General features: G+C 71.1%; 20 protein-coding genes. 9 read left to right on the top strand and 11 right to left on the bottom strand.

Going from position 1 to position 13,052, the window contains the following annotated elements:
* Window positions 1-15: 15 nt before the first annotated feature.
* From IG08_RS0141500 to IG08_RS0141460, 8 genes are all read right to left on the bottom strand, one after another.
* Window positions 16-441, bottom strand: a complete 426-nt coding sequence (locus IG08_RS0141500; protein WP_030615743.1) for an ATP-binding protein — start codon at window positions 439-441, stop codon at window positions 16-18.
* The gene (locus IG08_RS0141495; RefSeq protein ID WP_030615740.1) at window positions 441-848 is read right to left on the bottom strand and encodes a pyridoxamine 5'-phosphate oxidase family protein; all 408 of its coding nucleotides are present in this window, start codon (window positions 846-848) and stop codon (window positions 441-443) included. The genes IG08_RS0141500 and IG08_RS0141495 overlap by 1 nt, the downstream gene beginning before the upstream one ends.
* Window positions 845-2,575 carry a SulP family inorganic anion transporter gene (locus IG08_RS0141490; protein WP_030615736.1) on the bottom strand — a complete coding sequence of 577 codons (1,731 nt, stop codon included), beginning with the start codon at window positions 2,573-2,575 and terminating at the stop codon, window positions 845-847. The genes IG08_RS0141495 and IG08_RS0141490 overlap by 4 nt, the downstream gene beginning before the upstream one ends.
* The gene (locus IG08_RS0141485; protein WP_030615733.1) at window positions 2,572-2,913 is read right to left on the bottom strand and encodes an ArsR/SmtB family transcription factor; all 342 of its coding nucleotides are present in this window, start codon (window positions 2,911-2,913) and stop codon (window positions 2,572-2,574) included. The genes IG08_RS0141490 and IG08_RS0141485 overlap by 4 nt, the downstream gene beginning before the upstream one ends.
* Window positions 2,914-3,079: 166 nt before the next feature.
* A complete protein-coding gene (locus tag IG08_RS0141480; protein WP_030615730.1) occupies window positions 3,080-3,436 on the bottom strand; it encodes a zinc ribbon domain-containing protein YjdM in 357 nt (118 codons plus the stop codon).
* A 106-nt stretch (window positions 3,437-3,542) separates the two neighbouring features.
* The gene (locus IG08_RS0141475) at window positions 3,543-4,208 is read right to left on the bottom strand and encodes a class I SAM-dependent methyltransferase (protein ID WP_030615728.1); all 666 of its coding nucleotides are present in this window, start codon (window positions 4,206-4,208) and stop codon (window positions 3,543-3,545) included.
* Between the two features lie 567 nt (window positions 4,209-4,775).
* A complete protein-coding gene (locus IG08_RS0141465) occupies window positions 4,776-5,249 on the bottom strand; it encodes an Asp23/Gls24 family envelope stress response protein (protein WP_043456487.1) in 474 nt (157 codons plus the stop codon).
* A gap of 282 nt (window positions 5,250-5,531) precedes the next feature.
* Window positions 5,532-5,810, bottom strand: coding sequence for a hypothetical protein (locus IG08_RS0141460; RefSeq protein WP_030615724.1), 279 nt, complete (start codon window positions 5,808-5,810; stop codon window positions 5,532-5,534).
* Between the two features lie 265 nt (window positions 5,811-6,075).
* Between IG08_RS0141460 and IG08_RS0141455 the strand changes: the two genes are divergently transcribed.
* From IG08_RS0141455 to IG08_RS54915, 4 genes are all read left to right on the top strand, one after another.
* Window positions 6,076-6,432, top strand: a complete 357-nt coding sequence (locus tag IG08_RS0141455; protein ID WP_030615722.1) for a PRC-barrel domain-containing protein — start codon at window positions 6,076-6,078, stop codon at window positions 6,430-6,432.
* A 46-nt stretch (window positions 6,433-6,478) separates the two neighbouring features.
* Entirely contained in the window at window positions 6,479-6,649 is a 171-nt protein-coding gene (locus tag IG08_RS60840) for a hypothetical protein (RefSeq protein WP_199821017.1), read from the top strand.
* A 253-nt stretch (window positions 6,650-6,902) separates the two neighbouring features.
* On the top strand, window positions 6,903-7,271 hold the full coding sequence (locus tag IG08_RS0141445; RefSeq protein ID WP_030615720.1) for an STAS domain-containing protein: 369 nt from the start codon (window positions 6,903-6,905) through the stop codon (window positions 7,269-7,271).
* Between the two features lie 58 nt (window positions 7,272-7,329).
* Window positions 7,330-7,965: a GAF domain-containing protein gene (locus IG08_RS54915; RefSeq protein ID WP_234343097.1), complete on the top strand. Its 636-nt coding sequence runs from the start codon at window positions 7,330-7,332 to the stop codon at window positions 7,963-7,965.
* Here the strand turns inward: IG08_RS54915 and IG08_RS0141435 are convergent.
* On the bottom strand, window positions 7,925-8,410 hold the full coding sequence (locus IG08_RS0141435; protein WP_030615716.1) for a DUF5994 family protein: 486 nt from the start codon (window positions 8,408-8,410) through the stop codon (window positions 7,925-7,927). The two genes, IG08_RS54915 and IG08_RS0141435, sit on opposite strands and share 41 nt — an antisense overlap.
* A 449-nt stretch (window positions 8,411-8,859) precedes the next feature.
* Between IG08_RS0141435 and IG08_RS0141430 the strand changes: the two genes are divergently transcribed.
* The 3 genes from IG08_RS0141430 (at window position 8,860) to IG08_RS0141420 (ending at window position 10,141) form a co-directional block, all read left to right on the top strand.
* On the top strand, window positions 8,860-9,462 hold the full coding sequence (locus IG08_RS0141430; RefSeq protein ID WP_043456485.1) for a DUF5994 family protein: 603 nt from the start codon (window positions 8,860-8,862) through the stop codon (window positions 9,460-9,462).
* Between the two features lie 10 nt (window positions 9,463-9,472).
* On the top strand, window positions 9,473-9,748 hold the full coding sequence (locus tag IG08_RS0141425; RefSeq protein WP_030615710.1) for a hypothetical protein: 276 nt from the start codon (window positions 9,473-9,475) through the stop codon (window positions 9,746-9,748).
* Window positions 9,749-9,817: 69 nt separating this feature from the next.
* Window positions 9,818-10,141, top strand: coding sequence for an STAS domain-containing protein (locus tag IG08_RS0141420; RefSeq protein ID WP_043456483.1), 324 nt, complete (start codon window positions 9,818-9,820; stop codon window positions 10,139-10,141).
* A 215-nt stretch (window positions 10,142-10,356) separates the two neighbouring features.
* Here the strand turns inward: IG08_RS0141420 and IG08_RS0141415 are convergent, their stop codons facing one another.
* Both IG08_RS0141415 and IG08_RS62600 read right to left on the bottom strand, forming a co-directional pair.
* A complete protein-coding gene (locus IG08_RS0141415) occupies window positions 10,357-10,767 on the bottom strand; it encodes a hypothetical protein (RefSeq protein WP_030615704.1) in 411 nt (136 codons plus the stop codon).
* Between the two features lie 159 nt (window positions 10,768-10,926).
* The gene (locus tag IG08_RS62600; RefSeq protein ID WP_267964992.1) at window positions 10,927-11,049 is read right to left on the bottom strand and encodes a hypothetical protein; all 123 of its coding nucleotides are present in this window, start codon (window positions 11,047-11,049) and stop codon (window positions 10,927-10,929) included.
* Here IG08_RS62600 and IG08_RS0141410 point away from each other — a divergent pair.
* Window positions 11,048-11,812, top strand: a complete 765-nt coding sequence (locus IG08_RS0141410) for a class II glutamine amidotransferase (protein ID WP_030615701.1) — start codon at window positions 11,048-11,050, stop codon at window positions 11,810-11,812. The genes IG08_RS62600 and IG08_RS0141410 overlap by 2 nt on opposite strands.
* Before the next feature lie 68 nt (window positions 11,813-11,880).
* Entirely contained in the window at window positions 11,881-13,032 is a 1,152-nt protein-coding gene (locus IG08_RS0141405; RefSeq protein WP_030615698.1) for a sensor histidine kinase, read from the top strand.
* The last annotated feature ends 20 nt before the right edge of the window (window positions 13,033-13,052 follow it).

The following is a 13,052-nucleotide window of genomic DNA, read 5'->3' as shown; positions in this document are numbered from 1 at the left end:
GTTCAGTCTGTTCAGTCAGAGAGGGAGGGTGATCCAGATGCTCTTGCCCCTGCCGTCGGCGTCGCCCCGGACGACCGCGGTGCCGCCCAGGCCGAGGGTGAGTTCCATGACGGTGGCCAGGCCGCCCGCACCGGTGTCGGTGACCGACGCGTACAGCGGGGGCTGGTAGGGGTGGCGGTCGTGCACGGCGAAGGCCAGACAGTCCGCGCCCGCCGCGTAGATGACGGTCACCTGCGGGGAGAGCACCGCGGCATGCCGGACGCTGTTGGTGACCAGCTCGCTGAGGATCAACAGGGCCGGATCGACGGCGGGATGGCGCCGGTTTATGCCCCACTCGGCGATGGCCTGCTCGGCGGTCTGACGGGCTGTCCGGACGGCGGACGGCTCGGTGGGCAGCGTGAGCACATGGCGGTAGGGCAGGGCTTCGAGATGGGTGCTCATCACGCCTCCGCGCGGACGAGGCGGAATCCGCTCACCGTCTTGGGGTGCAGGCGCAGCAGGGTGTCGTGCGGGCCGTGGGTCCAGCCGGCGAGGGTGCGATGGTAGTGCGCGGCCTCGTCGGGTTCGGTGATCACATCGACCGGCCCGGCGACGGTGACGCTCCAGCCGGTGCCGGTCGCCGCTCGGACCTCGTCCACGTGATACGTGGCGGTGACCGGAACAGCGGCCGCCGGGGCCGGAGTGCGCACCACCAGACGGCCGTACTCCCAGGTGTGCCGGCCGGGCCGGACGACGGTCAGGTCCCGTCGCGTGTACACCAGCCGCCCCAGCGCGCTGCCCTCCAACAGCCACAGGGCCTCGGCACCGGAGACCTCGACCATGCGCAGGACTACGGGTGGAGTGCTCATCCGACGGTTTCCTCTGTTTCCTCGCTGATGCACCGCCGCGTCCGGGCGGGCGGCGGCATGACACCGGCGCGCTCCAGGTGGCCACGCGCGCCCTGGATCGCCTCGGGCGTGGTGGCGTACTCGCGCCCCTCCAGGCGCAGCAGCTCCAGCGCGCCCACGGAGTCCAGGACCTGGCGCTGACCGGGCCGTATCCCCGAGGTCATGACGGCGATGCCGCGCCGGTCGAGCTTCTCCACCACGTCCTTGAGGACGAGGGCGCCGGTGGCGTCGATGGTCGTCACCCGGGACATGCGCAGGATGACCACGCGTACGTCGGCGACCTCGGCCAGCTCCAGCAGGAAGCGGTGCGCGGCGGCGAAGAACAGCGGGCCGTCGATGCGGTACGCCATGATGTGCTCGGCCAGCAGCGCGTGCTCCTCGGCGCTGTGGTCGCCGCGGTCGAGCGGGACCTGGTCCAGGCGGGCCTGCCTGGCCACCGCGCGCAGCGCGAGCGCGCCTGCGGCGACCAGGCCGATGATCACGGCGTACACGAGGTCGAGCGCAAGCGTCGCGACGGCGGTCAGTACCAGGATCAGGGCGTCGGAGCGGGTGGCCCTGGCCATGGCCCGCAGCGAGCCGACCTCGACCATGCGGATCGCGGTGGCCAGCAGAACACCCGCCAGCGCGGCGAGGGGGATCTTCGAGACGAGGGGTGCGGCCGCGAAGACGATCACCGCGAGGATCGCGGCGTGGGTGAGCGCGGCCAGCCGGGAACTCGCGCCGCTACGGACGTTGACCGCGGTCCGCGCGATCGCGCCGGTCGCCGGGACCCCGCCGAACAGTGGGACCGCGATGTTGGCCAGCCCCTGCCCGAACAACTCCCGGTCCGGATCGTGCTTCTGGCCCACCGTCATGCCGTCGGCGACCGATGCGGACAGGAGGGACTCCAGCGCGGCGAGGGCGGCGACCGCCAGGGCCGGGGCGAGCAGGGTGCCGAGCGCGCCGAGGTCGAGGAAGGAGAGCGAAGGCGCCGGCAGCCCGGAGGGCAGGTCACCGATCGGCTTCGCCGCGTCCAGGCCGGCGACCTGTGCCACAAGGGTGGCCGCGATCACCGCGAGGATGGAGAAGGGGATCGTGGGCCGCAGGCGGGCGCCGATCAGCATGACGGCGGCGACCGCCAGGGCAAAGGCGAGGGCGGTCCGGTTCGGGTTCCGCGCGAACTCCTCCAACGCGCGCCAGGTCACCACGAGGACGCGGTCCCCCTCGGGTTTGGGCACCCCGAGGGCGTTCGGGATCTGCTGGAGGCCGATCACGCAGGCGATGCCGAGGGTGAAGCCCTCCACGACGGGTGCGGGCACGTACTGCATGTACTTGCCGGCCCTGAGCAGGGCGAGGGCGACGAGCATCACGCCCGCCATCAGCCCGACCGTGAGTACCCCGGATGCCCCGTACTGGGCGACGATCGGCACCAGCACCACCGTCATCGCACCCGTCGGCCCCGACACCTGCAGATTCGAACCGCCGAACACCGCGGCGAGCGCACCGGCGATGACCGCCGTCGCCAGCCCCGCCTCCGCACCCAGCCCGGAGGAGACGCCGAAGCCGAGCGCGAGCGGCAGCGCGACGATCGCCACCGTGAGGCCGGCCAGCAGATCCCGGCGCGGGTCGCGGCGTAGCTCCGCCAGATCGGTACGGCCGGGTAGCAGCGCGGTGAGCCGGGCCATGACCTGGCCGACCGAAATCGTCATCGCGCCGCGACCTCGGCTTCCCGCAGCTCGGCCAGCAGCTCGTTCCGCCCTGCCAGCATCTCGGTCAGGATCCGGCGCGCGGCCTTCATCAGGTCCGCGACGTCCCCGCCGGCCAGCTCGTAGACGACCGTCGGGCCCTCGCGGGTGGCGGTGACGATCCCGGAGCGGCGCAACACCGCCAGCTGCTGGGACAAGGCGGACGGTTCCACCTCGATCGCGGCCAGCAGATCCCGTACCGGCATCGGCCCGTCCTGCAGCAGCTCCAGCACCCGTATCCGCACGGGATGCCCGAGCATCCGGAAGAACTCGGCCTTGGCCTGGTACAGCGGAACGGACACGGCGGACACGGCTCCTCGGCTTCCCCGGCAGCGCCCCACAGGGGCAGGCGAAGGCTGTGCCCGCTGCTACCTGCGAGCACAGCCAACACAGCATCTAACCAATTGCGAAATTTTGCAATTCAGCATCCTGCTACTGCCGGGCCGCCCCGGCGGAGGGGCGGGCGGGTCAGCCCTTCTTGACCACGCTCGACTTGAGCTGCATCGCCCCGAAACCGTCGATCTTGCAGTCGATGTCATGGCCGTCGACGCCGTCGACCAGCCGGATGTTGCGCACCTTGGTCCCGGCCTTGATCCCCGAAGGGCTCCCCTTGACCTTGAGCGCCTTCACCACGACCACGGAGTCGCCGTCCCGCAGCACATTGCCGACGGAGTCCCTGACGACCTGCTCCGCAGGGGCGCCGGAATCCGTGCCACCCTCGGCCGGCACCCACTCGTGGCCGCACTCCGGGCACACCACCAGGGCGTTCATCTCGTAGGTGTACTCGCAGGAGCACTTCGGACAGGGAGGAAGATTCTCGATCACGCCGTCAGGGTATCCGGCCTCAGTCTGCTCCCGACGGGGCGAGAAGGACCGTCGATGGGGGCCTCGGACCTCCGTGAACAGTGATCCGGTTTCCCACCGTGCCTGGTCATCGCGGCACGGTCTGGGTGACCCGCCACAGCCGCCGCGGCAGACCGCCCTCCTCGAAGGTGTGGACCTCCTGAAGGATCCAGCCCTCTGCGAGGTGGTCGACCAGGTCGCGGGGGAAGAAATGGACGGCGAAGCCGCCGTGCTCCCAGATGTCGTCGCCGTGCCCAGAACCGGCCCGATAGTGCGCATCGCCGGTGTGCCGGACCGTGTAGACGAAAGCGCCGCCCGGTCGCAGCACCCGGCGGACCTCGGCGACCAGGGCGTGGATCTCCGGGGTGGAGAGCGCCATGCACAGCAGCATGTGAGCGAAGACGGCGTCCGCCGAGGCATCCGGGAGCGGGAGCGGCCGACGGACGTCCTGCACCTGAGTGGTGACCCGTTCGGCGACGCCTTGAGCGTGGGCGGTCTCGCGCAGCTGTTCCAGGCCGACCGGGCTGAAGTCAGTGGCCAGCACGGTGAAGCCCTCGCGGGCGAAGAACAGGGCATCGCGGCCGTGCCCGGCACCCAGCTCCAGAACTTCACGGGCGCTGCCGGCTCGGAACACCTCGGCGGCGTGGACGGCCGGTTCGGACGGCTCTTCGCCGTACATGCCGGGGTGCTCGCCGTAGGTCTGCTGCCATTGCTCTCGCTGGGCTGCGGCCAGCTCCTGTTCGTGCTCCGACATGCCGACGCCCCTTCTCACTCACCGCCCGCGCCGGCGGTGGAATCCGTATCTGCCCAGCAGGCGAGGTTGCCCTCCATCTCGATGATCGCCCGTACGGCGGCCGGGAAGCATGGAGACGGCCGAGCACTACCGTGGATCCATGACGGCCCCCTTGGACGTGCTCGTGGTCGGTGAAAGGGCTGTTCAGCGGCCCGCCGTGCGTGAGCGATGCGTGAGCGGATGGTGTGGCAGAGACCGTCACGGCGTGGACCGAGCGCGGAGCAGCACCTGCCCTGACCAGGTGGTTCCGGACACCGAAGAAGCATCCGGAACCACCCAGCAAGATCCAGCCAGGACTTTTAATCCATTGGTTGTGGGTTCGAGTCCCACAGGGCCTACGGTTCGCGGGCGGGGGATACCCCTTTGACCTGCTACGCAGCGTCCGGATCGGCTTCGGCCGGCTCGGGCGCTGCTTCGTTTTGGGAGCCGTGCGTGAGATGCGTGAGCCGAAGCATCTGCAGCCGGAAGCTCAACAACCAGTCGCCGTTGAGCCTGTCGGGCGCCTTCCCGAGGTTCCGAGACATCGCCCTACTGCACGCGCCCCTCGCCGGTCTCCGGTGTGTCCTCGTCCGGCAAGTGGACGTCGTTGACCGCGATGTTCACCTCGACGACCTCCAGGCCCGTCATCCGTTCCACCGCCGCGATCACGTTCTCGCGGACGTCCACGGCGACGTCGCTGATGCTCATCCCGTATTCCACGACGACCTGGAGGTCGATGGCGGTCTGCTTCTCGCCGACCTCGACCTTGACGCCGCGCCCGACGCTCGGGTGGCCACCTGGTACCCGGTCGCGCATGGCTCCCACGGTGCGGGTGAATCCACCGCCCAGCGCGTTGATGCCGGGGACCTCCCGTGCGGCGATCCCGGCGATCTTCTCCACCACCCCGTCCGCGACGGTCGTTTTGCCGCGGGGCTCCGACGCCGTCGGCAGCATCGTGCCCAGGCGAGTGCGGGGCTCATCCGGACCGGGCTTCTGCAGAGTTGAACTGTTCGGCTCCGTCATGCGAGCCACCTCCTCGGGCGGTGCGCGGAGTGCCGTGCTTCACCCCTCTGAGTACCGCGCAACGCCTCGGACATGCGTGCCCACCGCGCTTTTGCACCGTCCGCACCCTGGGGTCCGGCGGCATGCTGCTGCCGAACGCAGATGGCTGCGGGGTACGGACTCTTCGTCTGTCACCCGGCCGGGCTCCATGCCGCTGCATCCGCTTCGCAAGCGGCATGCCCTCTCAGGTCCGGCCTGGCCGGAGCCGTCCCGGGGCCCGTGTCTGCCGGGCCACCGCACGGGTCACCTGTGGTGTTCGTGGTCCCGACGGTCCTCGCGCCGCCGGCGTGCCCGGTGCTGACGGTTGTAGCGGCGGTCCCAGCGTTCCCGACGACTCCGGCGCTCCTGGTAGGCCCGGTAGTCCCCGAGATCGGAACCGCCCCTACGGCTCCGGCCTCCGCCACGATCGCGGCCGTGGCGGGTGACGCCGTAGACCAGCAACGCCGCGGCCACCCACCAGAGGGGATCGAGGAAACCGAAGCCGAACAGGACCACGATGAGGATGAGGAGCAGGACGAGCACAGCGGGCCTCCCGGGAGCTGGACACAGCATCGATACCGGGGACTGGGGCCTCGCTCCACAACGTAGTCCTGCCCAAGGGGCGCGGATACCGTGCGACGTCAGCGCGTCCTGCCCGGCCGGGCACCAACCCGACGCCACGCGAGGGCGCGACGCGGAGATTCCCGGATTAACCTGGAAGAACAAGGGGCTACCGGGCTCAGTGGGCGGCGACTGCCCGCTGGGGGCGGCTCGTAGCGGCCCGGATCAACGGCTCGGGAGGCAGGCCATGATCCATGCAGCCGATATCCGCGAGTGGCGCAACTGCAGCGTCGTCGACCCGAAGGGTCACAAGATCGGCGTACTCGAAGCGGTCTACGTCGACACCACCACCGACGAACCGGCCATGGCCACGGTCCGCACCGGGCTCCCCACCCGGCACCACCTGGCCTTCGTGCCCCTCGACGAGGTGACCCTCGGGCCCGGCTACGTCAAGGTCTCCTACGCCAAGGCACTGGTGAAGAAGGCGCCCTCGGTCGGCGTGGACGACGTTCTGCCCGCCGAGTCGGAGGAAGCGATCTTCCAGCACTACGACATGCCCTACCGGACGGGCGCCGACGGCGAGCGGCAACTCGCGCGCCGCTGACCGTCCGGCGCTCAGCCACCCAGGGCCCGAGGGAGATGTTCGCGTCATGGCTCTCTTGCTGTTTCTCGTTCTGGTCGCTGTCGTGCTGGGAATCATCGGGGTCGCAGCGGATGGGCTGAGCTACCTGCTGATCATCGGCATCGTGGTCCTCGTGGCCGCGCTGGCCCTCACCGCCGCGCGCTGGTCCCATCGCGCCCGTCGTCGCCCCATCCGATAACAGTCCTGAGATCCCGCTCCCGGGCGACGACTCCTGCACCTTCGTCCTCGATCCCGTCAGGAACCGACCAGGGACGACACTTTCGACCACCCTCGTGGACACCTGGAGAAAGGGCGACCGGCCGGTCCCCCGCGACAGTAGGGTCGTCATACGGCCCGCCCAGGACCCCGGCCCTCTCCGTACTGTCCAGTTCCGCGCAACAGAGGCCCTGCGCAAGGCGAAAGCCATCCCAGTGACAGAGGAGACGGGGCGCATGGGCCCATATTCCGACCTGTTCGACGAGTTGCGTGTGGTCACGGCCGGCGGCGAGTTGGACCTGACGACCGTACCGGCCTTCGCCCGTGATCTGGAGGACGCCCGGCACGGCAGCGGGCGGCTGCTCCTCATAGTGGATCTGCGCGGTGTCACGTTCATGGACGGCAGCGTCCTGGACCCCTTGTGCGCGGCGTGGTGCGACTGCCGCGGGCGGGGCGGATGGGTGCGCGTCGTCCGCACCCGGCGGGGACTGGATCTGGTGTTCCGGGCCGTGGGTCTGCTGGAGCGTTTCCCGCGGTACGCCAATGTCCAGGACGCCTGGCAGGACGTACCCGCAGACCGCGCGGTGGCGGACCGGCCCGCTTAACGTACGGCGGAAGCCTTGCGGCCCCTGAAGTGCCGCGGTCGGCGCGGGACGGGGACCGGTGATCAGCGACGGCATGGCCGAGGTCCTGCGGTCGCTGCGCCCGGGGGAGGTGGGCGACCCGGCTCGGGCGTGTGCACAGGCGCTGCGCGCCGAGGGCGTCGTGCTGTCGCTGCCGGCCGGCCCGGACCCGACGGCTGAGCCGGTCTGGTGCCATTCCGAGCTGAGCGCACGGTTCGAGGAGCTTCAGTTCACGCTGGGCGAGGGCCCGGGGCCGGACGCGGTCCGCAGCGGTTCGCCCGTCGTGGAGCCGGACCTGGGTCGGGTGCGTGCCGGGCGGTGGCCCGCGCTGCTGCCGGCCGCGCGGGAGCTGGGCGTGCACGGTGTGTGCTGCTTCCCGCTGGTCATCGGAGCCATCCGGGTCGGGACACTGACCATGCTGAGTGAGAGCGACCGGCGGCTGAGCGCGCAGCAGTACACGGACGCCACCGCCCTGACGTCCGTGCCGACCAGCGGTTTCCTGGACGGGGGCACGCGCGGGTTCCCGGGTTCGGCATGTCCCTGGAGCTGGCGTCGGGGCCGAGGGCGGCTTCGACACCGCGGCCATCCCGGCACCGGCACCGGCTCGGAGCGAGGACCCGCGCGGCTGACCGCCGTCACGTCTCCGGCGCCGCCCAGCCGGTGCCGGTGTCGATGAGGATCTGTTCGGCCTGCGTGAGGTTGTCGGCACGTACCGCTTCGGCCATCGCGGCGCGTGCCGCGTCCGGCGCCGTCTGCGGCGGGACCACGAGGAGGGAGAAATGGTCCTGGTCGCCCCGGGTGATCAGGACGGTGTCGTCGCCGACCGGAAAGGAGTCGATGCGGACGACCCGGTCCTCGACGACCAGCCGCGTCGGCAGCGCGTCCCAGGCTTCGGCGTCCAGGCCGACCCGCGTGATCGGCCCCAGGTGCTCGGTGAGCGCGGTGATCAGGGCGGGAAGCTCGGCGGAGATGTCACGGGAGCGCGGCCACCACGCCCCGTCGAGAACGCCCCGGCGGTCGTGCGTCGTCTCCAGCCGTACGACGGCCGTCCCGGGTTTCACGGCCCGGTGGACGGAGTCCGGCAGGAGCCGGGTCACCCGCGGGGAGCCGGAGTCGGACATGGCACTCGCCTGTCTGCGAGAGATATGGAGTGACTTCCTCGTTTCACGGTACTCCGCGGCCGGAAAGCTCGCTGGTCACAGGCGGGGACCGCGGGTCACGCCGGAGCGGGGTGAAAGATCCGGTCCGCGGATCCGTGCCCGAGCGGAACGAACGAGGTCGTCACGCAAGCCCAGGGAAACACCCTCGGAGGGGCACGCCGACGCACGTATCGTCGGCGTGCCCCTCCGAGCAGCGCGGCTGTCCCGCGGGCGCCGACGGAGGCCCCTCGGGTCAGGACGGCCGCCGGAGGTGAGGCGACCTCCCGGAGCGGTCCGCTCGGCCGCTTCGGGGAGTAGCGTGAAGGCATCGGGAGCACTTCGCGCACCGGCCCCGTTGCCGGTGACGTTCCTGGTGAGCAACGACGCCGGACAACTGCCCACGCGCAGAGGTCCGGAGACGGGTTCGCGCGATGTCCGCGACCACCGACCATCTCCGGCTACGGGCTGTACCCCTCGGCGCCCCGACCGCGCGCCTCGCCCTCAAACCCGTGAACCCTTCTCCGGGCCGTGTCGAACCGGACGGCGCCTGGTGGCCCCGCTCACGTGACCTGACCCACGAACTCCCCGCGCTGGCCGCCGTACTGGACCCGCTGTGGGGACGGATCACCCGGATCGCCGTCAACCCCCGCTACTGGCCGGTCATCCCGCACAGGATCTACGTCAACGGCCATGTGGTGAAGGTCGGTTGGTTCACCACGGAGCTGGACCCGCACAAGCTGCTGCTGCTCTCCTACGGCACCGGACGCTCGGACCTGCTGGTCATCCCGCCGGGGACCGGGGCGGAGTCGGCGGCCCGGCTGATGGCTGCCGCGTCCGACCCCGACGGCCCGCCGCTGACCGCGAGCGCGCTCATCGCCGTGGACGAGGCCCGGCACGGCGTCTCCGTGAGCGAGGAGTCGCTGGACCCGGACGAGGCATGGGAGTACGAGGCCGGCGCCTCCGCGGTGTCCGCGGCCGTCCCGGAACAGCCCGGTCCGCCCAGTCGGCTCAGTCGGCTGACGGTCGGTAAGTGAGGCGGCCACCATGAACGCCTTCCTGACAGCCGCCGCCTTCATCGTCCTCATCGCCGCGGCGGCCTACGTGATCCACCGGCTCAACATCCAGCACGCCGACAGAATCGCCGCGCACCGGTACAGCGCCGCCCTGCCCGGCCGCCGCGGACGCGGCACGCCGCAGCCCCCGGTGGGACCGGACCGATCCGAGCCGCCGACCGCCGGCGAACGACGGGACCACCGCGACGGGGGCCGCGGCCGCTTCCCGCCGCGCCGCCGCAGCAGCCGTCCCACTCACCACAGGTGACCAGCGGGTTTCCATCACCGGGCCATCGACTGTTCGGGGAGCGGCCTGGGGCCCATGAACCGAGGCGTCATGACTCTTCCGCAGCTGAACATCTACCGGCACGACCGGGGCACGCGAGCACTGATCACCCTGGCCGGCGAGATCGACCCGGTCACCGCGCCCCAGGTGCGGACCGTCCTGGAGCGGTGCCTGGATGACGGCATCACCACCATCGACGTCGACCTGACCACCGTCGGCCGCTGCGACAGCAGCGGCCTGCGCGTCTTCCTCGACACGTCGAGGCACGCCGCCGAGGCCCGTGCGTCCCTGCGGCTGCACCACCCGTCCCCGCAGACCGCACGGCTCCTCGCGGACACCGGCTCCGATCGGGTGCTCCTCACTTGGCGGCGTTGAACGAGCTGTTCAACCGGCCCATCTGCGTGAGCGATGCGTGAGCGACGCATGAGCGGACGGTGCGGCACCGTCTGCGACGGAGCGGAGAACGCGACAGCGGCGCGCTCGGCGTCGATGTCCGAGTGGTGAGTTCGGACTGGTCGGTGGTCGCATCCACCGCCTGGCATGACGAGGCCCGGCCGCGTGTCGACGCAGCCGGGCCGGTGTGCGCGTCGTCAGGACGAGCAGAGGCTCGCCTTGAGCGCGGCGTTGATGGCCTGGGCCTCGGCGTCCGTGACCTCGTGGGCGCTGGTGGAGAAGCGGGCCTTGGCGCTCTCGTCGGCGTTGCCGCCGCCGTTGATGGTGGAGCACTGGTTGCGGGCGTTGTCGATGGCCTTGTCCCCGTCCTCGACGAGCGCGGGGTTGATGGCCTTGAGGACATCGAGCAGCACCGTGCGCGTTGCGGCGTCCGGCTCCGGCGGGATGCCGGCAGCTTGCTCGGCGGCGTCGGCATCCGCCGTGTTCGTGGCTGCCGGTGTGCTGCTCGTCGCGGCGTCGGTCTTGGCCTTGCCGTCGTCGCTGCTGCAGCCGACGAGAGTGACTGCGAGTGCTGCGACGACGGCGGCGATGGTGGTGCGGGTCCGCATGATCCCCCCAGGGGTGCTGTTGCTGAGTGATCATCATGCGGTGCGCGAAGGGGAAGCGTAGGCATGGTGATGGTCTCGTGACACGGCAGAGTGCCTGGCTGCTGGGTCCCGCATCAACGAGTGTTCCTCGCGGGGCGGTTGCGCCCGCCCTGAGCGTTGTCAGCCGGCGGGTGGCTCGGCTGCCTCGAACTGCTCCACCAGGCCGAGGTGTGGGGCGAGTGCCACCGCGTCGTACCGTCCAGCTACCTGCCGGTGAACTCCCCTGACGAAGGAAGAAAGCATGTGCCGCCTCCTCGGCGTCGTCACCCCCGCCCCCATACCCCTGGCCGCCGCCCTGGACGACCTGGCCGCCCCGTTCACCGATCTGAGCCGTGAGCACCGGGACGGCTGGGGCATCGCCGCCTGGCCCGGACAGGGTGCGGGCCCGCGGATCCTCAAGGACACCAACTCGGCCGCCGGCGACCGGAGATGGGACGAGGCCCTCACCGGCACCCGCACCGACGCCGCCCTGCTCCACCTGCGCCTGGCCAGCCCCGACCTGCCGGTCGTCCCCGGCAACACCCACCCCTTCACCGCCGGCACCCTCTCCTTCGCGCACAACGGCTACTTCTCGCCGTACGACGCACTCGACGGCCTCATCGACGCCGATCTGCTCGCCGGGGCGGCCGGGAGCACCGACTCCGAGCGCTTCTTCCTGCGCGTGCTGACGCTGCTGCGGGACGAGGACCCGGTCGACGCGCTCGCGCACGCGGCCGCCGACATCCGGGCCCGTGCCGCGTCCTTCGCCAGCCTCAACTGTCTGCTGCTGACCGAGCAGGCCCTGTACGCCTACTCCGATGAGGACCCGGACTCCGAAGTGAGCCGCCGCCGCGGGCCCGACTTCTTCCGGCTGCGCTACCGGGCGGACGGCGACCGGGTCGTCGTCGCCTCCAGCGGTGTGCCGCAGCCCGACGCGGACTGGAGCGTGCTGCCGTACCGCCAGGTTCTCGAGATCAGCCGCGCCGACCTGCGGGTCTCGGTCCACGCCGGCAGATCGCCGGTGTAGCGGGCTACACCGGAAAAAGGGGAGCAGGCTCCCCCCGCTCCGGGGCCGGGATCATCTAGCGTTGCCGCATGTGGAAAATGGTGCGGCGTGCCGCAATGGCCACGGTGCACCTGTTCGTGGCCGCGGCGATGTGCTTCGGCGTCTGGATATTCGTCACCGTGCTGCTGATCACCGCCATCGGCACACTCGCGGTGGTCGGCTGCTGGCTGCTGCCCGAGGCGGTGCTGCTGATCCGGCGTATCGCCGGGGCCAAGCGGAACCTCACGACCCTGTGGACGGGGAAGAAGATCCCCGAGGCGTACGCGCCCATGACCGGGACACTGCGCGAGCGGCTGCGGACGTCCGTGAAGGACCCCAGCACGCTGACCGACGTCCGCTGGATGGTCGCCTACTACTTCTACGGCGCTCTGCTCGCCCTCGCCCTGCCCCTGTGGCCCGTCGCCCTGGTGGTGGACGGCGTGTGGGCCGGGATCCTGCGCCGCACCCCGGTCGTGCTGCCGCTGATCGTGCGGCTCGCCGACACCGAGGCCCACTGGTCGACCGTCCTGCTCATGCCCTCCCCGCAGGCCCGGCTGGCCGCGCGGGTGCAGGAGCTGAAGGAGACCCGGGCCGACGCGATCGCCGCGCACGAGGCCGAGCTGCGCCGCATCGAGCGGGACCTGCACGACGGCGCACAGGCGAACCTGGTGGCGCTGTCGATGCGGATCGGACTTGCCAAGCGGGCCTACGACCGCGATCCCGACGCCGCCCGCAAACTGCTGGACGACGCCCAGACTCAGGCCGAGCAGGCACTGACGGATCTGCGGCACGTGGTCCGCGGCATCCACCCGCCGATCCTCACCGACCGGGGTCTCGTCGGCGCGGTCCGCGCGCTCGCCGCGAGCAGCGGCCTCGCGGTGACCGTGGAGGACGGCGGCGTGGAGGAGGGGACGCGGGCGCCCGCGGCGGTCGAGGCGGCCGCCTACTTCGTCGTCGCCGAGTCGCTCACCAATGTCGCCAAGTACAGCGGGGCGGACCGGGCCGAGGTCCAACTCACCCGTATCCGGCGGGGGTTGACCGTGCGGGTGCGCGACGAGGGCCGGGGCGGTGCCGACGAGTCGCAGGGCTCGGGGCTGCTCGGCATGCGGCGCCGGGTCGCCGCGCTCGACGGGACGCTCGACGTGACCAGCCCCGTCGGGGGGCCCACCGTGATCGAGGTCATGCTGCCCTGCGTATGGTGAAGACGAGCGAACTGGAGCTG

It is taken from the genome of Streptomyces fulvoviolaceus, from assembly GCF_000718165.1.
In the GTDB taxonomy this organism is placed as follows: domain Bacteria; phylum Actinomycetota; class Actinomycetes; order Streptomycetales; family Streptomycetaceae; genus Streptomyces; species Streptomyces fulvoviolaceus.
The sequence above is the reverse complement of the archived record's forward strand: the minus strand, read 5'-3'. Positions and strand labels throughout refer to the sequence as shown.